The organism is Deinococcus yavapaiensis KR-236, assembly GCF_003217515.1.
In the GTDB taxonomy this organism is placed as follows: Bacteria; Deinococcota; Deinococci; order Deinococcales; family Deinococcaceae; genus Deinococcus_A; species Deinococcus_A yavapaiensis.
The window spans coordinates 1-19,533 of the sequence record NZ_QJSX01000006.1 but is presented as its reverse complement, the minus strand read 5'-3'; the positions used below and the strand labels follow the sequence as shown (position 1 = coordinate 19,533).

The following is a 19,533-nucleotide window of genomic DNA, read 5'->3' as shown; positions in this document are numbered from 1 at the left end:
TCCCTGGCGCAGAGGGAGTCTTTATGACGACACCGGAAAATACAAATCTCGTGCCAACTGCTGAAGCAAGTCTCGATCCTATGGGGATGCCAGCGCCGTTGCGTCCCGCCGTTCAAGATGCAGCAGCGGAGCTTCGAGCGCGGATCATGGCAGAAGAGAAAGCGAAAATCGAAGAGGAATTACTGCGCGCTCAAGTGCGGGCGCAGTTGCAAACAGAAATGGGAACACCAATGGCCCCTGCGCCGGTTGTCCCTGTGGCTCCAGCCATGACTCCTCAAGTCGTTCACTATGGTGAAGCGCCAGGCATGCCGGGAGCTGCGGCAGTCCAACAACCGACCATCGTCGTCAACGTCACGAACGCCAATACCAATACGAACACCAATACGATTGGGATGGCCGTCAAAGCGGGACGCACCCATCCGCCAACCTGGGTTCGGATCTTGTACTTCGTGTTCTTCGGCTGCTGGGTCGGCCCACTGTGGGTTTGCGGGGCCTTGATCATGCTTTGCACGGTCATTGGCATCCCGGTTGGCGTGCTAATGCTTCGATACACGGTCGAGTCCTTCTTCCTCTAATTCAGGCTGAAGGGTAGAAGCGCCGTTCCCTGGAACGGCGCTTCTACCCTTTTGGTTTGTGTGTCTCGATCGTTGAGAGCCTGAGAAGCGGGGGTACGGAGCGAGCGGGGAGTGCCTGCTCCTGCTTGGGGCAGGTCGCAGAGCCTTTGCGAAGGTCGAGCGTGCCTTGCGCGTGCCTTACGAGGGCGGTCTTCAAACGACATCATCGGGCAGCAACAGCGCCGGCCGAGGTTCGTGAAGTTGCGGTGGGAACGCCGTTGAGGGCAGCATCGGGCGGCAATGGAGCTCATCGTCTGCCTTGGAGCTTCCACCTACGGATCAGAAGGCCAGGAGTTCGAATCTCTTCGGGCGCGCCAAAGAAATCCGCACTGTGCGGATTTCTCTTTTGTAGTTGGTGCAGGATTTGGCTACGTTCCTTGTTCGTGCTTTACAGGCGTGACGCTTCCATAGAAACTGCATGCTCTAACACTCGACCCGCAGCGGGTGTTCGCACCTGCCATGTTCGCCCTCGTCTTCGCGCTGGACACGGCGGACCTCACCTTCAACTTCGTCCTGAGCCTCGCGAGCGCCGCAGTCGACCCGGAAGCCGCGCGGTACATGCGCGCTCGTCCGCTCAGCGGCAGCCTCCCCGGGTTCACGGGCGTGCGTCGCCTTCCATCACGCACGCCGCGTGCATTTTCGCGCACCTAGGTGTGGCGGTCACGCCCTTCGAGTCGCCGCGTGACATCGTGGCCCACGGCGTTCTCGACCCTCACCCTGACGTGGTCGGCACGCCTACCGAGGTCGCTGACTTCCTGCAAGACTGGTTCGAGAGAGGGGCCGCCGACGCGTTCATCCTCTCGCTCGACGCCACGCACGACCATCTCACCGCTTTTGTTGACCAGATGGTCCCCATCCTGCAGGAAAACCTGGTGGTTCCGCCACAGTACAGCATCGACCCCAACGTTCCCGTAAAGCCTCACTCACGTTCAAGGAGCACCGCCCATGGCCCTCTCTATTCCCCTGTCGCTGCTCGACCTCACCCGAGTCAAGAAGGATGAACCGGCCGCTGAAGGCATCGCCCGCAGTGTACGGCTGGCCCGTACCGCCGACCGGCTCGGGTATCACCGCCTGTGGTTCGCCGAGCACCACAACGCGCCCACCATCGCGTCGTCGGCCACCGCCTTGATGATTCAACACGTGACCGCCCAGACCAAGAATCTACGGGTGGGAGCGGGTGGGATCATGCTGCCGAATCACTCGCCGCTGGTGATCGCGGAGCAATTCGGCATGTTGGAAACGCTCTATCCAGGCCGCATTGACCTCGGCTTGGGCCGCGCCCCCGGAACGGACGGCGCGACCATGCGTGCCCTGCGGCGTGACGGACGCGAAGCAGACCGGTTTCCTCAAGACGTCCTTGAGCTGCACGGCTACCTCAGCGGGAACTCGCGTATCTCCGGCGTGAATGCGTACCCCGGTGCGGGAACCCACGTGCCGCTGTACATCCTCGGGTCGTCGCTGTTCGGCGCACAACTGGCCGCCCAGTTCGGCCTGCCGTACGCGTTCGCCTCTCACTTTGCGCCCACAGCACTCAATGATGCCGCTCGGTTGTACCGGGAGACCTTCGACGCCAAGGGCCCGCTCGCAGGCCCGGAGGCGAAACCGCACTTCATCGCCGCTGTGAACGTGATCGCGGCGGACGACGCCAGTGCCGCCCAAGATCAGCGGAGGCAGGCCGAAGATGGCTGGCTCCAGGCGTTTCTAGGCCGTGGACAAGCACTGAGTTCAGAGGACCTGAGGGCGGTGCGGAGGCATCCGCAGGCGCAGCAGATTCTGGGGATGCTTGATCGCACCGTTGTCGGCACGCAGTCAGACGTGGTGGGTGGCCTCGAAGCATTGGTCAGGGAAGTGCAGGCCGATGAGCTCATCTTGGTCAACCTGGCCGTGGCTGAAGAGCACCAGCACCGCACGTTGGAACTGCTGGCCCCCGCAGCCGCTTCCTGATCAGAGGTGGAGACCAACTGTCTTCCTCCATTCGACGAGAGGCGGCCAAGAATCTTCTGTAAAAAGGGGCTTGAGGTTATGACAAAGCAGGATACAGGCGGCCAGGACATGGAAGCCGATGGGGTCGCCGGCAAGTGTCTCAGACGTCTGAAGCGCAACAAGCACGTCAAGGCAGCGTTTCGGCAGCAGGATGAACTCCGTGGTCGCTTGCGGCCGTTTCACCACGATTCATTGGGTGGCGGTTGCCTCGCTTCTAGAGGGCTCAGCAGCAAAAAGGGCAGCAGAAACAACTGTGTGTCGTCATCCACATCACTGGGAGCGTCTCGCCGGGTCACCCGAGCATTCTGCTCGCTGCAAAGGCAGTCCCCAAGCTGCAAACCTGTTCTTGGCAGCCTCGAGCGGGATGAACTGCTCAACGCTTCTTCCTTGCTCGTCCCGCTTTCTCACTACCTGAATTCGCCCCTCGCGCTTCAGGTTGACCGTCCGGCAAGCTGAAGCATGACTCCCTCCGCTCTCCTCACACCGGATCGCTCGGACCTCGACCGACAACTTGACCGCCTTCGCGTTCAACATGGCGTTCCCGGCCTCGCCTGGGGCGTGACCAACCTCGACGGTCCGCAGTTGCTCGGCGCGAGCGGACGACGTCACGTCGACCGTGACGATCCTCTCGGCGTGCACGACCGCTTGCATCTCGGCTCATGCACGAAACCCATCACCGCAACCCTGCTCGCCACCCTCGTTCCCGACGTCCTCACTTGGGAGACCCGCGTCACCGACGTGTTCGAAGGCGTTCACGACGCGTACCGTGACGTGACCCTCACGCACCTGCTGACCCACACCTCCGGACTGCCCCCCTTCACGCAAGACGAGGAGTTCCAGCTCGCTCCGACACGCGAAACGCCTCGCGAGGCACGCGACGCGTTCGCCGCGTGGGTCCTCACGCTCGAGCCCGTCGCGCCGCTCGGTTCGTACGCGTACTCCAACGCCGGGTTCGGCGTCGCCGCGGCCCTCGCAGAACGCGTCACGCGGCAAGCGTGGGAGACGCTCATGCTCGACCGAGTCTTTCGTCCGCTCGATCTTCGCAGCGCCGGCTTCGGTTGGCCCGTCGAAGTTGGCCCCAACGAACCGTGGGGGCACCGGTGGAAAGGCGACCGCTGGGCGCCGCACGATCCAAGGGATGGGTATCGACTTCACGCGGGCATCGCGCCCGCGGGTGACGTGCACCTCAGCCTCGCCGACGGTCTCACCTTCGCGCGCGACCACCTGCGAGGGCAATGCGGCCACCCTGGCTTGCTGCCTGCCGAGGCGTACACGGTCATGCATGAACCTCTCAATGCCGACCGGAATGCTGGCCTCGGTTGGGGTGTGCAGCGCTACGGACCGAACAGCGTGAAACGCGCCAGTTCGCACAACGGCAGCGCCGAGACGTTCTTCGCGGTGATCTTGCTGCTGCCCGACGACGACCACGCCTTCTTCCTCGCCACGAACGCCGCTGACACGGCCGGGCACGAGGCTGTGAATCAAGCGCTCGGGATCCTCGTTCCCGCGTTCACAGGCGCGCATGTCGGGTGACACCACGAGCGTGACCGACGCGCGTGCCGCCGCGTTCCTCGCTGATCCTGCCAACCGCCGGTACTTCTACCCGTTCCTGGGTCGTGAACGCAGTGTGACGGACGTCACGCTGGAACTGTCGGAACGGCCGAATGCCGTGCTGTACCGCGTGCGACGCATGTGCACCCTGGGCTTGCTGCGCGTCGCGCGCTGCCAACCTCGCAAAGGACGCGCCGTGAAGTTGTACACGAGCGTGTCCGAGCGGGTATTCGTGCCGTACGCCCGCACACCGTTCGTCGATCTCGCCGCAGCGTTACGGCGTGCGCGCGGCCGACATGAAGAGGTGCTGCTCGGCGGGTTGCTGCAGGTAATGCGGGACGTGCGAGACGACGCCGAGTGGGGCTTGTTGCTGTACCGTGAAGGAGATGGCGTGTACGCGTACGATGCGCTCGAAGGTCACGCGCCGTGGCATTCGAGGGGCGCGCACGATCCTGCCGTGCTCGACTACGCCTTTACAGTGAACACCTTGTCGTTCGACCGAGCGAAAGCGCTGCAGCAAGAACTGTTTGGTGTGCTCGCGAAGTACTTTACTGGTGAGCAAGCGCCTGAGGGAACGGCGTACGCCGTGCGAGTTGCCTTGGCTCCGCTGCCGGAAGGAGACGTGTGAACGCTCTGCCGATGAAGGCGTTCGACGCGCGCCGCTGAAGCGTCGTCCCGCTGACCTCACTGCCATCGGACCAAGTGATACCGGAAGGCCTTGAATTGCAGGGTTTTCCGTCGCGATGGCATGCCACTCCAACGGCCGTTCCAAGCCCGAGCCCACTCGCTGCGTTCATTGATGCGCACGGCGGACGTCACGCTTTTGCTTTCGATGATGACCGCGCCGCTGCGGTGCAGCATGAGGTGATAATTCACGCGGCGTCCTTACCGCATTCAAACGCTAGTTGTGAAAGACGTGCACGTTCGCGTCGTTACCGAAGGCGCGTCGAAGGTAGACCGCCATTTGCCGCTCGGCTTCGTCGCCCTTTCGTTGCACCTTTTTCGTAGTCGGCGGCGCTTGATGGTCTTTCAAAATCAGAACTCCCTTCAGCTTACAAGCGCCTTTGCTAGGAAGCGCGGGCCATCACAGTGATGCCCATCAGACGAGAACGCTTGACAAGCTTGCTTTTGCTGCCTTCTAAGACCGCCTAACAAAACCTGGCGTGCTGCTTGAAGGTGATCAGGCAACACGCCAACTGCGTGAACGCCAAGAAGATGTCCGCCCGCACCTCGTACCGCACGCGCAACCGGCGAAACCGGCTGAGCCACGACAACGTCCGCTCCACCACCCAGCAATGTTGTCCCAGCCGCTCGCTCGACTCCACCCCACGTCTGGCGATCCGCACCTTGATGCCCCGCTTGAAGCACGCCCTCCGGCACCTTGGGATGTCGTATGCCTTGTCCGCATACAACTTCTCGGGCCGCTTCCTCGGATGGCCCTGACGCCCATTGCGCACCAGCGGCACGGCGTCCAGCAGGGCTTCGAACAGCATGCTGTCATGTCGATTGGCGGGTGAAATCAAGACTGCCAACGGCGTTCCACGACCATCGACGATGACATGACGTTTGCTGCCGGGCCGTCCGCGGTCGGTTGGGTTCGGACCGGTCTGCGAGCCCCCCTTGCTGCCGGGACGCTGGTGCTGTCCAAACTCGCTCGGCTCCAGTCGAGTTGTTCCGCGTGTGCCATGCGGTCGAGCAACACGTGGTGCAGACGGGTGAAGACGCCCGCTTCGTGCCAGTCACGCCGTCTGCGCCAGCAGGTCATGCCGCTGCCGTACCCAAGTTCGAGCGGGAGATGCTCCCAGGGCGTGCCGGTCTTGAGTACAACGAGGATGCCTTCGAGGACGTCCCGGTCAGGGACGCGGGGCCGTCCCCCGTTGGGTTTGGGTGGTTCGGGTGGCAGCAGGGGGTGAATCAACGCCCAGAGTTCGTCACTGACAAGAGGCTTGGGCATACCCAAGCCTCGCAGCTACAGCTGAGGTTTTGTTAGGCGGTCTAAGAGGACCAAAACGCCCACGCCATGTGCGCGCCCGATCGAGAGAAAGCGCCGCCGGCATTCGGCAATCGGGGTGGCGAGCAAGCACCAGACCAGGCGTTGCCGAGGTTGCGGAGTCAGGCAGCATTGCACAAGCGTTGACTTCAAGACGCGGCCAGTGGAGCCGTTCGTCACCCATCCTCCCCTCGCCCCGAGCTTGTGATTCCGTCGTGATTACCCCAACCACCTCGAAGCGCGAAGGCACGAGGCGCAACTCGGCGGCAGCACCTCTTGGCTTTTGACGACCCCGTTCAGACATGCCGTTGGCACGACTCAAGTACCGCTGCTTGCGTCCCAGACGTTCTTTCTGCGTTCTCAGCTCGAGGGCGCGCCGTCGCGGTTTCAGCACACGCCGCACGTACAAAGCCACCTTGATCACGTCGACCGACGACCTCTATAGGGGGGCCAGACGGTTGCAGGGCGATCATCATCGGGTCACGACGGTCCGCTTAGGCTGCCTCCACTTCCCCAAGGAAGCGGCGCCGAACACGTGGACGCCAAAAGGAGCTTGTCATGCCTATGAAGAAGATGACCAAGACGGCGCTGCTCTCGTTTCTCACCCTCTCGGTGGCCCTCGCCGCGGCCGGCAAGCCCGGCACGGTTCAAGGGCAAGTCGTGGATTCGCACGGCAAGCCCCTCGAAGGCGTCACCGTCTGGATCAAGCCGGTCGTCACCACGGGCGTCGCCGAAGTGCTCACCGACGAGAAGGGTCGGTATGAAGTCAGCGGGCTGCCGCCCGTGGGCTACCAAGCCTATGCTTGGCTGGGCGTTCGGTATCAAGGCCAGAAGTTCTGCTACCGCCTCGCGCTGCCCAAAACCTCGGAGTACAACCCCTTCGTGCCCAAGGACGGCGTCGTACGCAACTTTCAGTGGAAGCTGTCCGGGCGCCTCCCCGATTGGAGCGACGACGAGAGCGAGCTGGGGTACTTCGGCGGCTCCCTGTCCCCGCTGCAGGGCGGCTTCCAGGATCGCTGGGCGACCAACAACGACCAGATCGAGTTGCAGTTGACGCCGATCGGTCCGCTCATCGACGGAAGCGCGGGGCAAGCGTTGACGAAGACCATTCCGGGCCGCAAGGTGGCCGTGGACATCCCCATCGGAACTTACAAGGTCAAAGCGACGTTCATCGACAAGAACGGCCAGCGAGAGGCGCTGGTCGTGGCGGACGACCAAAACGGCAGCTACGGCACGGACGCGACGATCAAGTTCAAGGGCGCGAGCGGCAGCTGCACCGGTGGTTACGGTGGCTCGGCCGGAAGGGCGTACATCTACTGGCGTTTCAAATAAGTGCGTTCGCTGTCTCAGGCCCCTCCAAGGGGTTCGGTGCCGAAGACCATTCCAATAGGGATTCGAGTCGGCCACGTCATGCACCATCCCATTTCGGGAGCGTTGTTCCAGTTCTTGAAGACGAAGGAGAACCTTGTCATGAAAGCCTTTCCCATCCTGACCGCCCTCGCTCTCCCCGCCCTCTCCGTCGCGTTCGCCGCCCGGATCCCCGCCAACCTCGAACCCTTCGCAGCGCAACAAGTGTGCATCGGCCGCGCCGAAGTGCTGCTGAAAGGTGAGCTCAACGCGGCCATGACCAAAGTCGCTCAGGACCGCCTCGACGCGTTGGGCGCCTCCCTGAAATTGGGGAAGGATTACACTTCGTGCCCCGCCTGGCTGACGTTCCACGCGGAGGCAGGCAACGACGGAAATGGGCGCTTCGTGTACCAAGGCGTCCTCAGCTTGGTGGCACCGAAGCTGCAAACCAAGGCGTTGGAGAGTCTGCGGCACGAGAGCTTCGATTACGACGGCGGCTTCGAATTCATCACGCTGTGGGACCGGGCGGACGTTGGTGTCATCACCGGGCAGGACAGCTTGTCGTTCGCCATTGGAGCTGAAGTCGTCTCTCACATGGGTGACTTCAGCGTGGATTGGAAGAAGACCCATTGAGACGCTGCTTCACGACCGCGCGCCCACCCTCGGTCAGTCCATAGCGCGTCGTACACTTCACCCATGAGTTCCAGCCGACGGCTCCGGCGCTTGCTGCCCGAAGAAGGCCCGCGTGACCTCGCCGCGCACTTGGCACAAGACGTCAAGCCGTCCGAACTCACCTCGCTGCTGCTGGACGTCGCTCGGCGCCGCGTGACGCGTCGCACGCCCGCCGACGTCCTCGCCGAGTACGAACGCGACCGCTTCTCCCGCCCTGCACGCCTCTCGCCCGTGCAACTCGCGCGCTTCGAGCTCCTCGCCTTCGAGCACCTGTCGGCGGCGTTCGAGCCGATCACGCTCGCTCCGGTCACGCCCCTCGGCACCGCTTCGGTCGTCGCGGGCGTCTCGCAAGATTGGGCGGTCGCGACCACGCGAGGCTTCGAAGTCGTGTCGGACGCCACGAACGTCCTCGCGCTGGAAGCGGCGTCGCGACGCCGCGCGCTCGGGCCTCGATCTCCCCAGGGCGTGCACCTGGCCGCGCACCACCGGTTGCTGCGCCCGCAGTTCTTTCACGGGCCGCGTCAAACGGCACACTTCGCGTTGCTTGCACTCGTGAGCGCCGCTCGGGCGGGCCGCGGCAGCTCGGTCGAGCTTGAGCTGGTGGCGTTGCACGTGCGCGCCCACCTCGCGGTGATTCGCGCGGTCACGTCGGTCGACGTGCCGCTGCGCGTGGTGCTGAGCGACTTCTCGGCGCGCGACCGAGCAGACGCCGTGCGCGCCGAGGTGATCGCGCCGTTGTCGGAGGCGTTCGAAGGAGTGACGTTCGAGGTGAACGCCGAGCGGCAACGCGGGCGAGGGTACTACGCGGGCTTGGCGTTCGAGGTGTACGGTCGTGCCGACGACGAGGACGTCTTCCTCGTGGATGGCGGTGAAGTGCAGTGGGTGGCGCGGCTGCTGTCGAACGAGAAGGAACGAACGGTGATCAGCGGTTTGGGGAGTGAGCGCTTGTGCAGCGTGTTCGGCCGCGACGAACGATGAGCCGTGAAACAAATTCTAAGAGTCAGCGTTTTTCTGTGCACGCCGAGTAATTATTGATACCGGCGAACGTGAGGGAGAAGTATCGGGCGCCCTCGACTTGGGACGTCGCGAGGCGCAGCCTCTCTCACCTCACGTCGCCTTCCGCGCCTCTGCCGGGTCTGCGACCTTGCCACGAAGTCCCTTCGACGCCACCGGATACACCCACAACTTCGCGGTCATGTTCCGCCAGTTCTCCTCAACTTGCGCCCGAAATTCTTCATCCTCTGCCATGCGCGCCTGTGTTCGCGCCACGCGTGCCGCCGTTTGCGTTCGGTGCGCTCGCACGGCCGCGCGGAAGACTTCACCGACCGACGCGGTCGGCACCACTTCGTCCGGCTCTCCCAACGCCTCTAACGCCGCGTCGCTGAACACCGTCCCAAGCAAGACCGGCCGCTCCTCCACGGGAAGGCGCTCGACAGCCAGGACGACCGCGCGTGACATCGCGTCGTGATCCGGGTGGTACCCGTGCTCCGGGTAGTAGGTGTACACCCGTGCTGGTCGAAGCTCCCGCATCGCTTCAAGCACCGGGCGGGCAAGATCGTCCGGGTTCTCGAATTCCAGCATTCGATCTCGGAAGCCCAACAACCGCACGTCGTGAATGCCGAGGATGCGGCACGCTTCGAGCAGTTCCTGCTCACGAATGCCCGGAAGGGTTTCTCGATTCGCACTGATCGGGCGGCCCATGTTCCGCCCGGCTTCCCCGCGTGTCGCGCACAGCAACGTCACCGAGAGGCCATCACGCGCATGCAACGCGAGCAGGTCGCCCAGCGCCAGCGTTTCATCGTCCGGATGTGGAAACACCACCAAAATCGGGCCGCGCGTCATTCGTGCGCCTCGCTTCGGAAGGGCGTGCGGCCGAGTTGCAGCGCGACCAGCAACGCGCCGTCAGCGTCGTGCCCGGCGAGCAACAAGCGACCTTCCTCGTCGACGTGCCAGTCGGTGAGGCCTTCGGCGTAGACCCAACCGAGCTGTAATTTGAGGCCGACGCGGTACGGTCCGGTTCCGGTGAGGGTACCGCGTTCGTACTGAAGGGCTGTGTTGCGGACGATCGCGGCGACCGTCGGCACGTTCTTATCGGTCAGTGCAGCGTAGGCACCGGTACTGGTTTCCAGGTGCAGGTACAAATCTTGGTGGGCGTGACGGCTGAGGTAGGCTTGCACGGCTTCGCGGTCGATGGGTTTCACCGGAACTCCTGACGGGTGGGATGGCGTGTATTGTACGTGTCGGCCGCCGGGTGAACGTGATGACGGTTGAAGTTGTGGGCAAGGAGGGCGGAAAACGTCGCGTGCTTGCCCGCCTTGAAGCAAGGTCGTGCCCGAATCGCCCGCCGAACTTTTTCGGTGATCAATAAGAGGGTGTTTGAATGCGTTCAAGACGCACTTTTCTCGCTTGCAAGTCGAGTGAGCATCAAGCGGACCATCGCGGCGTACATCAGCGCCTCGCCTGTTTCCGGCAAGCGTTCGTAATCCTTCGCCAATCGGCGATTTCTCGAAGTCCAGGCGAAAGTACGCTCGACCACCCAGCGTCTTGGAATGACCTTGAAGTCCCGAAAGCCCTGGAAGGTCTTGATCTGCTCGGGCGTCAATTCCTGCCCCTCTGGCAACCAATATGCGCGAATGTTGGCATCCGGGCGCTGCACGACTTCCACGGTCCAGTGCAACGTCTGTTTGACCCACTCGACCCACTTCCCTTTGTACCCACCATCGACGAACAGGTGGGACAGGCGATCGAACAGGGGCCTGGCAAGCGGAAGTAAGAGCTCACCACCCAGTCGGTCCGTCACGTTGGCCGCCAAGATCTTGACCTTCAAGAGGAGCCCTTGCGTGTCGACCAGCATGTGGCGCTTGCGGCCCTTGATCTTCTTTCCACCGTCGTAGCCGCGCACGCCGCCCTGCTCGGTGGTTTTCACGGTTTGGCTGTCAAGAATGCACGCTGAAGGCTGCGCAAGCCGACCTGACGCTTCCCGAACGCGCTCGCGAAGTTGCGCGTTCAATGCTCCCCACAAGCCTGAAATGCGCCAGATACGGAAGTAATGGAAGACGGTTTGCCAGGGCGGGAAGGGTCAGGTAAATACCGCCAGGCGCAACCGGTGCGCAAGGAATAGAAGATGCCGTCAAGGATGAGGCGCAAGGACCACGTGCGGGGTCGTCCGGGGTGCTCGGGGAGGGGCAACAGGGGTGCGAGGATGACCCATTCGGCGTCCGTGAGGTCGCTCGGGGAGTGCGTCATAAAAGATGGTACGGTGCTTTTACATCGTTCAGCACAGCCTTTTCAAACACCCTCTTAAACGCATCAACGCCCGTTGCTGCTGGACAGGAGTCGCGCGATGTTCGTGTACCCCCGATGCTGCGCGTGCCGTAGGGGCGTGACCCCTTCGCGGTCAGTCAACGCCGGGTTCGCTCCCGCCGCGAGCAGCAAACGCACGATTTCCGTGTGCCGAGCGCCGCCGTCCCCGAGGATCACCGCCTCGAGCAGCGCCGTCCACCCCAAGTTGTTGACGTGATTCACGTTGATCTTCGTCTTGAGGATTTCACGCACGTACGCGACGTGTCCGCGATGCGCCGCCGGAATGAGGGCGGTGCCACCGAAGCGGTTGGTTCGCGTCAAGTCCGGCTTGGCGCGAAGCACTTCTCGCAGCATGGCCACACTGCCCGTTTCCCCCGACACCAGCAAGGCGTTATTCCGCTGATCGTCTTGCCAGTCGGGATTCGCGCCCGCGTCGATCAACACGCGCGCGACACGCACGTGATTTCCGAGGGCCGCGCTCGTCAACGCGGTACGGCCGTCCGCGCGGCGCGCATTCGGAGACGCACCGTTCTTGAGCAGTGCCCGCACGACGGCCTCGTCCCCACGCTCCGCGGCTTGCAACAGTCGCACGTTCAATGTTGCTGCGCCCTGCGCCGTCGCGATGACACTGCCTGTGCCGACAAGTCCTAGGAGCAGCCCTGCAAGCACACGCTGCTTCATCCACGCAGCACCGTCGCGATGACGTCTGCTGGGCTCTTCTCGTCGATTGTTCATGCGTTTATCGTGCCTGGAAGTGCGGTCGCGCGCCATTCGGGAAAGTTGTGACGTCCCTCCGTAGTTTCACGGACCCGCCCGATAGGCGAGGTGCGATCAAGTCTCGGGTGAGCGCGCCCGTGCCGTGCTGGTAATGGCGTGAACATCACGTCAGCCGCCCTCGGCGGGATGTGGCGTCACTTCGCGCTGGCGAGAACCGCAGTGCCTCGCCTGTGAACGGACCGGTCAGGAACGCCCAGCCGGAGGTCTGACACGAAGGGGCCATGGTCGCACCCCGTCACGGCTTGCGTCTCGAACGCGGGGTTCAGGCGCACCGCCTTCGAGGAATGCCTGTCCTCGGGTTTTGGTCACCGCTCTTGTCCAATTGAGGGATGCTCATCGCCTTGCCGAGCGAGGTGACGCTTCATCGGGTCGTGGAGTCTGCCGATTTGAGAGACGAGTAGTTACACTGGCCCTCGGAGGCCACCATGCTGCCGCTCGTGTTTGCTGTCAATCTTGCTCTGTCTTCTCAAGGTGGACCGCCAGTTCTGTTCGCGCCGCTTCAGCCGTACGTTCCCGGCACAGCGCGTGTCGTTCCAATTCCAACGTGTTGGACTTCTGACGTCGTCCTCGTGCAGCCAGGACACATGGTGTACCCAATCTTCCGACCTGACGCTCCCCGTACCAACGCGCCATGGGACGTGCCGTGCGACGAGCAGGGATCACGAGACGTCGACACCAACCGTTCCGTCCCTGGGGCCTTCGAGATTCCGACCTGCTGGAATGCCGCCGTGGCTCCCTTGCAACCGGGGCAATTCGTGTCTCCAATCTTCCGATCCTACGCGCCTCGTGCCAGCGTACCAGGGGCCGCGCCGTGCAATCAGCAAGACTTCGACGTCGACCGCATGATTCCAGGCACCAGGGAGGCGCGGACTGACCGGTTGGGGTAGACCTCAGGGGACGCTTGAACCACTCATGGCTCCACCGCCCGTGACGTTCGGCAAGGTAAAGCCGAACGTCGCCCCCTCGCCTGGCCGACTCCTCGCGAACACTTCGCCGCCATGTCGACGCACGATCCGTCGGACGTTCGCCAATCCCACCCCGGTGCCCTCGAACTCATCCGCGCGGTGCAACCGCTGGAACACTCCGAACAGTTTGCTGGCGTACTTCGAGTCGAACCCCACCCCGTTGTCCTCCACGAACACCGCGGTGTGCGCCTCACGTTCCGCCGCCCACACGCGAATTACCGTCACGTCCCGCGTGCGCGTGTACTTCAACGCGTTCGACACCAGATTCTCCAACACCTGCCGCAGTAAGTCCTGATCTCCGGTCACCAGCGGGAGGGGCGCGATGTCCCACCGCACGTTTCGACCGAGGCACTCCGCTTCACTCGCCCGCTCGATTTGGCGCATCAGGACGCCCAGGTCGACCGGACCGAGTCGGAGTGGCAGGCGCGACGTCCGTGACATGTTCAGCATCGCGTCGATCAGGCGGTTCATCGACTGTCCCGCTTCATCCACCAGCGTGAAGTACCGTTCGGTCTTCGCGTCCAGTGACGACGCGAGCGTTTTACGCAGCAAATTGTTGAAGCTGAGGATGTGCCGAACCGGGGTGCGCAGGTCATGCGATACGGAGTACGCGAATGCATCGAGTTCCTCGTTCGCCGCGGCGAGCGCCGCTCGTTCGCGTTCCAGCGCCGTCGTTTTCTCCACGCGATCGAGCGCCAACGCCAAACTGTGCCCGACCGTTTCGAGCACCGTGCGTTCCGTCGTCGTCCACCGCTCGGACGTGAAGCGAGCGAGTCCAAGCAGACTTTGAACGCCACCGGCCGTCTTGAGCGGCAGGATCGCCGTGGCCTGCACGTGCGTCATGTGTTCTGCCAGCCCGTCGATGTGAGGGTCGTACGGATCCTGGTAGTACACCTCGCCCGTTTCGAAGGGAACGCGGAGGTTCCCGGTTGACTCGTACGGCAAGCCCGCTTCGTGAGCTCGCCGAAGGCCATCACTGCCGTACTCCCCGAGGAGGCTGCGCACCCTCCACTTGTTGCCGTCCCGCTCGTAGTACACGGCGGCCTGGATGGGCAGCAACTCGTACAGCAAACGTTGCGCACGGCGAATCACCTCTGACACGTCACCGCCCACGGCCAGGTCACGCGTCCACTCCTCGAACGTCGAGAGCACTCGGTTGCGTGCCTCGACTTCCGCTCGCTGCTGTTCCACCTGCCGAGTTTGCTCCGCACGTTCGATCGCGATGCCCAAGTTCCGCACCACCGTTTCCAGCACCACCCGGTCCGCGCTGGACCACGCGCGCTGCTCGAACAGCACCGCGATGAACACTCCGACGGGCTCACCGTCACGGAAGACCGGCAGGGACGCCGCGGCATTCACGTGCCCCACCATCTCCACGGGCGTGTCACTGCCCCGCGCATATTGATCCTGGAACAACGCGTGGTGCGTCGTCCATGGGACGTCCACGCTGGGCGTCTCGCCGATGAGGGGACCCGCGTCAATGAACGCTTGTAGGTACGCGTTCCGAACGTCGCCGGCCTGCACGCGGTTGCGCCAATGCTTCCCGTCCCGCTCGTAGTACAGCGCGTACCCTGGGGGCAGCAACGACAGCACCACGTCCTGCGCTCGTCGAATCAATTCGTAGACGTCCGCTCGCACGCCCAGGTCGCGCGTCAACGCGGCGAATCCTTCGAGCGCCCGGGTGCGCGCGTCGAGGTCCAGGTTCTGCACCTTGAGTTGCCTCGAGGTTGCCGCGCGCTCCACCGCGAGGCTCAACGCTCGGCCGACCGCTCGGATCATCGCTTTCTCCCGCTCGCTCCAAACGTGCGTGTCCTTCGCTGCGACGGCGAGCAGGCGAGGCGTGCCGTCCGAGTTGAACAGGGGCACGGAGGCGGCCGCGCGGTACGCGGTTGCGGCAGGAAGGGAGTGAGCGTCGGCGTTCCAGTCGTTGAGGAACACCGCCGTGCCGCTTTGAGGCACGTTGATTCCGTCTGGTGCGTGCACTGGGATTCCTCGCGTGACCTGTTCGATCACGGTGGGCGTGAGGTCCTCCGACCACGCCTCGGCTTTCCACAGGCTGGCGTGCAGTTCGTAGTACACGACGCTCACGTGATTCAGGTGATTGCGAAGCACCCGGATGGCTTCATGAACGAGGGTCGGAACGTCCGTTTCATGACCGACGTGCTCGGTGTACACCGCGAACGCTTCGAGGGCCGCCCGTTCCTCGTGAAGCTGTCGGGCTTGCTCGGTGCGTTCCAGGACCATGTTGAGACTGCGGCCGAGGGCGCGCATGAGGGCGCGGTCGCGCGGTTGCCACTGACGTCCGACGCGCAGTCCGACGGTGAACAGGCCGCGGACGTCACCGTCGACGGTGAGGGGGTAGATGCAGACAGGGCCGAACACGTCGGTGTTCTCGATGCCGTCGCGCCGTGAATTCCACCCGTCGATGTACACCGGCTGCTTGGTGGTGAGCGCTTCTGCGAAGGAGGGCACGTCGAGCGGAAGGCCGGAGCGGATCATGTGAATTTGCTCGGGGGTCATCTCGGGAGTCCACGTGAGGGCTTTCCAGAGGCCGTCGTGCACTTCGTAGTAGGCGCTGCTGTGCGCGAGGAAGTGGACGGTCATCACCTCGTACGCCTTGCTGGTCAACACGCGCACATCGGTCTCGGTAGCGGCGAGGTCGGTAAAGGCAGTGAAGACGTCCAAGGCGGCGATGAAATCGGTGGGATGCCCGTGGGAGGTTGGGCCGTCGGGCATGATGCTGAGCATACTGGATCGGGGAGCATCACTTGTGGTGAGTGCAGCGGTGGGTGACACGTGAAGTTCGAAGGCAGCTCAGGTCGGACAAGCGGCGGTCCTGCCCCTGATGGAGGTCTTCCTGGGTAGGGAAGAATTGATGTCAATCCAGGTATACCCCAAGTGGACAGCCGGAGAAGGGCGAAAAGGTGTGGAAATAGCATCCCCGTTCCCCATTTCTTGACACTTGTCGCCCCAATCCTCAAGCTTCAAAGCTGACACATGCCTTCCGGACAACGCATCGGCTACATCCGCGTCAGCATCGACGGCCAACACACTGACTGCCAACTCGACCGCACCTTTGTTGAAAAAAGTCAGCGCAAAGAACACCGAGTGGCCGAAGTTGCAAGAGCTGCTGGTGATGACATCGAACAGGCTGAACAAGGCGTCGGCACGACGAGTGAAACAGAGGCACACAGGGCAGCGCGGCATACTTTCAGGTGCGCCAACGAGGCAGCGGCGTAAAGAAACGCCGCTTTCAGCCACCTCAAACTGTTCCATCACGAGCTAAGCTTTGACCATGGCCGAGCCCGCCCGCCCGCTCGTGACGATCGACGATCTCCAACGAGATTTGCTTGCCTTGGGCGTGCAAGCGGGCCAAGTGCTGATGCTGCACGCTTCTGTGAAACGCGTCGGTTGGGTGGTCGGCGGTCCGGACGCCTTACTCCGGGCGCTCTTGGATCTCGTGACGCCCACGGGAACGTTGATGATGCTCGCCGGCTGGGAAGATAATCCATACGAGCTCAATGACTGGACGGAAGAAAAGCGACAGGCGTACCTCCAGGCGTGTCCAGCCTTCGATCCGCAAACGTCGCGCGCCGATCACCGTGAGATGAGCATCTTGGCGGAATACCTGCGCACGACGTCAGGCGCCCGACGCAGCACGCACCCGTCGTCGTCGTTTGTCGCGCTGGGCGCGCAGGCCGAGCACCTGTTGTCGTGCCAGCCGGACCAGTACCCGTTCGGTCACGACTCGCCACTGGGCCGCTTCTGCGCGCTGGGGGGACAAGTGCTGCTGCTGGGCGAACTCTTCGAAAACATGACGGTCCTGCACCACGCCGAGCAGCTTGCACGGTTGCCGAATAAACGCGTGGTGCGTTACCGCATGCCGATCCTGCAAGACGGACGGCGGGTGTGGAAAACGTTCGAAGAGTACGACACCACGAATGGAATCGCGGACTGGCCTGTGGAGTACTTCGAGGTGATCGGCCGCTCGTACGTCAATGAGGGCCGTGGGCGCGTCGGTCGAGTGGGCGCCGCTCCTGCCTTCTTGCTCGACGGCCGAAGTCTCGTCGAGTTCGGCCAGCAGTGGATGGAACTTCACCTTGCACGTTCTACCGATGCGTCCGCCCTTCAATAAAGGGCACAAGTTGAACTCGAAAGCAGAGTCGGCTGAACGGTAGTGTCAAGAAGGGTTTGTCGACCAGGTCAAGTTCCGCGCGAGCTCCCCTGGATCAACAGCCGCTTGTTCTCAGCGTCGAGCGTCAGCCGAACATCGACGAGCGAACCGCTCCCGATGAGGAACTCGTCCTCCAGGAACGAAGCGAACGTCACGGTCGGCTCGACCGCTGCGACGTGCGCCCCAATCACGACGTAACCCGCCAACGCGGCCGTGCGCGTCTTGATGTTCCCCTCGGCTTGATTCCACAGCCGTTTTCCTTCTTGTACGCGACCTTGAATCGGAATCGTCGACTCCAGTTTCGCAGGGACGATCAGTTCAGCTCGGGCACCTGTATCGAGGTTCGCCCACACTTCTCTCGACGCAATGTTCACTTGAACGTACGGCATCCGCTCACGCAACTCGTACGAGACGATCTCGCGTCCGTCGACGGGGGGAAGCGCGCCAGGGTGCCATTGAAACCGTTGGGCGGGATAGTCAAGCGTGACCAACCCGTCACGGAAGACGTTGAACCCGATGACGCCGTCGACATCCAAGACGGGCTCACGGACAATGTGGACATCGTTGAACGTCGTCGCGCCAATTTCTAAGGTGTCGGCACGGACGACACTTCGCGTGCGTAACGCTTGAACGGTGGCAAGTCCAATTTGCTCTGCGACATCCTCACGAATCGACACGACATTCGCGCCCAAGTCGAGGAGGAAACGGAAGGGACCGCGGCCATTCAAGTGAACTTCAACCAATGGCAAGGTAGGGTCGCCGACCATGGGCACGTCAATTGCACGCGGTTCGGTGATGACTTCGGACCCCCGTCGCACACGCTGCAACACCTTCGGGTGGAGGGTCTTGGAGCGCCACACGGGTACGTTCAGGTTTGCGAGCATCCCGAGGAGGAAGGCACGGCCACGGCGAGCGAGCGTGGAAATCAAGTGGAAGACACGGCGGTAAGAATTCATGGCAACACCCTTCTTTCCTCCCCTGCTCGCATGACTTCACCGTGGCACTTGGTGATGCGAATTTGGGGAGGCGAGGAAAGCAAGGTGCCTCCTGCCGACGCGTTTGTGTCACGACACTACAAGGTTGCAGGAACGTCGTCAAGCGTTCGCGCGACCGTCGCTTCTGGATGGCCGAGGCGGTTGTCGTGCGCGCAGGAAACGCAGTTGCGCGCGTGGTTGCCGATGCAAGCGAGCGCCTTTGGGTTTCGGAGTAAGGCAAGCGACCTTCGCTTCCACGAACACCCGAAGAATGGTGTTCAGCTGGGCTTTCAAGCGCATCTGGGAACGTGGGTGATGCAGCGAACGCTGGCGTAGCACCGCGATCGAATTCGTGGCGGACAGTCTTGGTTGGAAGGCATCTGTAAAACGCGCTCCTGAACTCGTAGGGTAGGATGTCTCATGACACAATCTGCTGCGTCGATTGCGCCTGGCCGTTTGATCGTCGTGAACGGCACGTCCAGCACGGGCAAGTCGTCGTTGTGCAACGCCTTGCAAGACCTGCTCGAGGAACCGTACCTGCAACTCGGGTACGACCGCGCGTGGATGACCCTGCCGACGCGGTACTTTCCCTTCCAAGCGAACGAACGTGAAGGCGCTTGGTACGATCTCGACCCGAACGATTCCACGATCGCCGTCGGGTTCGGCCTCGGGTGGGTCGGACGGCAAGCAGTCAGCGGCCTGCACCACATGGTGGCGGCGCTCGTGGCAAGCGGAAGCAACGTCATCGTGGACGTTTTGTTCTTCGAGCCCGCGATGTTCGAGGAAGCGATGCGGTTGTGGAGCCCCTACCGACCCTTGCTCGTGAACCTCAAACCGCCGCTGGAAGTCAGCTTACGCTGGGAAGCTGAACGGGCGGAAACGCAGGCGGGACGGCCCAAGGGACTCGCCCGCCTCGACCGGGAGGCTATCTACGCGCACCCGGGGTTCGACTTGGAATTGGATTCCTCGCTGGGCACGCCGAAGGACATCGCTCGACGCGTGATCGCGAAACTGCACGAGACGTCTGTTCCGAACGGCGGAGTGAACGCGTGAACCTCTTGGCAGTCTTCAGCCACCCGGACGACGAATGCGGTTGCGCCGCCACCCTCGCCAAGCACGCCCAGCGAGGTGACAACGTCCTCATCGTCTGGACGACGTACGGCGAGATGTCCAGCAAGTTCAA

General features: G+C 62.9%; 20 protein-coding genes. 11 read left to right on the top strand and 9 right to left on the bottom strand.

Annotated elements, in window-relative coordinates; all coding sequences use genetic code 11:
• Positions 1-23: 23 nt before the first annotated feature.
• The 5 genes from DES52_RS08860 (at position 24) to DES52_RS08830 (ending at position 4,776) form a co-directional block, all read left to right on the top strand.
• Positions 24-575, top strand: a complete 552-nt coding sequence (locus DES52_RS08860; RefSeq protein WP_110886459.1) for a YccF domain-containing protein — start codon at positions 24-26, stop codon at positions 573-575.
• Between the two features lie 498 nt (positions 576-1,073).
• Positions 1,074-1,265, top strand: coding sequence for a hypothetical protein (locus DES52_RS08855; RefSeq protein ID WP_110886458.1), 192 nt, complete (start codon positions 1,074-1,076; stop codon positions 1,263-1,265).
• Between the two features lie 294 nt (positions 1,266-1,559).
• On the top strand, positions 1,560-2,558 hold the full coding sequence (locus DES52_RS08845) for an LLM class flavin-dependent oxidoreductase (protein ID WP_110886456.1): 999 nt from the start codon (positions 1,560-1,562) through the stop codon (positions 2,556-2,558).
• Between the two features lie 498 nt (positions 2,559-3,056).
• The gene (locus DES52_RS08835) at positions 3,057-4,130 is read left to right on the top strand and encodes a serine hydrolase domain-containing protein (protein ID WP_110886454.1); all 1,074 of its coding nucleotides are present in this window, start codon (positions 3,057-3,059) and stop codon (positions 4,128-4,130) included.
• A gap of 10 nt (positions 4,131-4,140) precedes the next feature.
• Positions 4,141-4,776 (top strand): hypothetical protein, encoded by a 636-nt coding sequence (locus tag DES52_RS08830; RefSeq protein WP_146237229.1) that lies wholly within the window; start codon positions 4,141-4,143, stop codon positions 4,774-4,776.
• Positions 4,777-4,832: 56 nt separating this feature from the next.
• On the opposite strand, the gene DES52_RS23245 is transcribed toward DES52_RS08830, so the two are convergent.
• Entirely contained in the window at positions 4,833-5,024 is a 192-nt protein-coding gene (locus DES52_RS23245) for a hypothetical protein (protein ID WP_110886452.1), read from the bottom strand.
• 272 nt (positions 5,025-5,296) lie between these two features.
• Positions 5,297-6,102 (bottom strand): IS5 family transposase gene (locus tag DES52_RS08820; protein ID WP_110886451.1). Its coding sequence is split into 2 segments (ribosomal slippage): positions 5,297-5,772 and positions 5,772-6,102, totalling 807 coding nucleotides; the frame shifts between segments, so codons are not numbered across the junction.
• Positions 6,103-6,696: 594 nt separating this feature from the next.
• Here DES52_RS08820 and DES52_RS08815 point away from each other — a divergent pair.
• From DES52_RS08815 to DES52_RS08805, 3 genes are all read left to right on the top strand, one after another.
• Positions 6,697-7,470 carry a carboxypeptidase-like regulatory domain-containing protein gene (locus DES52_RS08815; protein WP_110886450.1) on the top strand — a complete coding sequence of 258 codons (774 nt, stop codon included), beginning with the start codon at positions 6,697-6,699 and terminating at the stop codon, positions 7,468-7,470.
• 138 nt (positions 7,471-7,608) lie between these two features.
• Positions 7,609-8,118 (top strand): hypothetical protein, encoded by a 510-nt coding sequence (locus DES52_RS08810; protein WP_146237228.1) that lies wholly within the window; start codon positions 7,609-7,611, stop codon positions 8,116-8,118.
• Positions 8,119-8,181: 63 nt separating this feature from the next.
• The gene (locus tag DES52_RS08805; protein ID WP_146237227.1) at positions 8,182-9,135 is read left to right on the top strand and encodes a hypothetical protein; all 954 of its coding nucleotides are present in this window, start codon (positions 8,182-8,184) and stop codon (positions 9,133-9,135) included.
• Positions 9,136-9,264: 129 nt separating this feature from the next.
• Here DES52_RS08805 and bshB2 read toward each other — a convergent pair whose 3' ends face one another.
• The 6 genes from bshB2 to DES52_RS08775 all read right to left on the bottom strand — a co-directional run bounded on the left by bshB2 (position 9,265) and on the right by DES52_RS08775 (position 16,481).
• The gene (gene bshB2 / locus DES52_RS08800; RefSeq protein WP_110886447.1) at positions 9,265-9,999 is read right to left on the bottom strand and encodes a bacillithiol biosynthesis deacetylase BshB2; all 735 of its coding nucleotides are present in this window, start codon (positions 9,997-9,999) and stop codon (positions 9,265-9,267) included.
• A complete protein-coding gene (locus DES52_RS08795; RefSeq protein ID WP_110886446.1) occupies positions 9,996-10,358 on the bottom strand; it encodes a YojF family protein in 363 nt (120 codons plus the stop codon). Before DES52_RS08795 ends, bshB2 begins: the two co-directional genes overlap by 4 nt.
• Positions 10,359-10,543: 185 nt before the next feature.
• A protein-coding gene (locus DES52_RS08790) for an IS5 family transposase (RefSeq protein ID WP_245900857.1) occupies positions 10,544-11,403 on the bottom strand; the annotation gives its coding sequence in 2 pieces (ribosomal slippage) (positions 10,544-11,238 and positions 11,238-11,403; 861 coding nt in all).
• Between the two features lie 63 nt (positions 11,404-11,466).
• Entirely contained in the window at positions 11,467-12,051 is a 585-nt protein-coding gene (locus DES52_RS08785) for an ankyrin repeat domain-containing protein (protein ID WP_245900855.1), read from the bottom strand.
• Positions 12,052-13,127: 1,076 nt separating this feature from the next.
• Entirely contained in the window at positions 13,128-15,938 is a 2,811-nt protein-coding gene (locus DES52_RS08780; protein ID WP_170130965.1) for an ATP-binding protein, read from the bottom strand.
• A 78-nt stretch (positions 15,939-16,016) separates the two neighbouring features.
• A complete protein-coding gene (locus DES52_RS08775; protein WP_146237226.1) occupies positions 16,017-16,481 on the bottom strand; it encodes a hypothetical protein in 465 nt (154 codons plus the stop codon).
• Between the two features lie 16 nt (positions 16,482-16,497).
• On the opposite strand from DES52_RS08775, the gene aac(3) reads away from it, so the two are divergent.
• A complete protein-coding gene (aac(3), locus tag DES52_RS08770; protein ID WP_110886442.1) occupies positions 16,498-17,337 on the top strand; it encodes an aminoglycoside 3-N-acetyltransferase in 840 nt (279 codons plus the stop codon).
• A 68-nt stretch (positions 17,338-17,405) separates the two neighbouring features.
• Here the strand turns inward: aac(3) and DES52_RS08765 are convergent, their stop codons facing one another.
• Complete coding sequence (locus tag DES52_RS08765; RefSeq protein ID WP_110886441.1) at positions 17,406-18,332, bottom strand: retropepsin-like aspartic protease; 927 nt, start codon at positions 18,330-18,332, stop codon at positions 17,406-17,408.
• Positions 18,333-18,770: 438 nt separating this feature from the next.
• On the opposite strand from DES52_RS08765, the gene DES52_RS08760 reads away from it, so the two are divergent.
• The gene (locus DES52_RS08760) at positions 18,771-19,403 is read left to right on the top strand and encodes a phosphotransferase-like protein (protein WP_245900853.1); all 633 of its coding nucleotides are present in this window, start codon (positions 18,771-18,773) and stop codon (positions 19,401-19,403) included.
• On the top strand, positions 19,400-19,533 hold a 134-nt coding region (locus DES52_RS08755), incomplete at its 3' end, for a PIG-L deacetylase family protein (RefSeq protein ID WP_211317894.1). The genes DES52_RS08760 and DES52_RS08755, both read left to right, overlap by 4 nt.

Excerpts from the sequence above, each read along its gene's own strand:
- DES52_RS08860 (WP_110886459.1), top strand. The coding sequence starts at position 24 with ATGACGACACCGGAAAATACAAATCTCGTGCCAACTGCTGAAGCAAGT.
- DES52_RS08855 (WP_110886458.1), top strand. The coding sequence starts at position 1,074 with ATGTTCGCCCTCGTCTTCGCGCTGGACACGGCGGACCTCACCTTCAAC.
- DES52_RS08845 (WP_110886456.1), top strand. The coding sequence starts at position 1,560 with ATGGCCCTCTCTATTCCCCTGTCGCTGCTCGACCTCACCCGAGTCAAG.
- DES52_RS08835 (WP_110886454.1), top strand. The coding sequence starts at position 3,057 with ATGACTCCCTCCGCTCTCCTCACACCGGATCGCTCGGACCTCGACCGA.
- DES52_RS08815 (WP_110886450.1), top strand. The coding sequence starts at position 6,697 with ATGCCTATGAAGAAGATGACCAAGACGGCGCTGCTCTCGTTTCTCACC.
- DES52_RS08810 (WP_146237228.1), top strand. The coding sequence starts at position 7,609 with ATGAAAGCCTTTCCCATCCTGACCGCCCTCGCTCTCCCCGCCCTCTCC.
- DES52_RS08805 (WP_146237227.1), top strand. The coding sequence starts at position 8,182 with ATGAGTTCCAGCCGACGGCTCCGGCGCTTGCTGCCCGAAGAAGGCCCG.
- bshB2 (WP_110886447.1), bottom strand. The coding sequence starts at position 9,999 with ATGACGCGCGGCCCGATTTTGGTGGTGTTTCCACATCCGGACGATGAA.
- DES52_RS08780 (WP_170130965.1), bottom strand. The coding sequence starts at position 15,938 with ATGCCCGACGGCCCAACCTCCCACGGGCATCCCACCGATTTCATCGCC.
- DES52_RS08765 (WP_110886441.1), bottom strand. The coding sequence starts at position 18,332 with ATGAATTCTTACCGCCGTGTCTTCCACTTGATTTCCACGCTCGCTCGC.
- DES52_RS08760 (WP_245900853.1), top strand. The coding sequence starts at position 18,771 with ATGACACAATCTGCTGCGTCGATTGCGCCTGGCCGTTTGATCGTCGTG.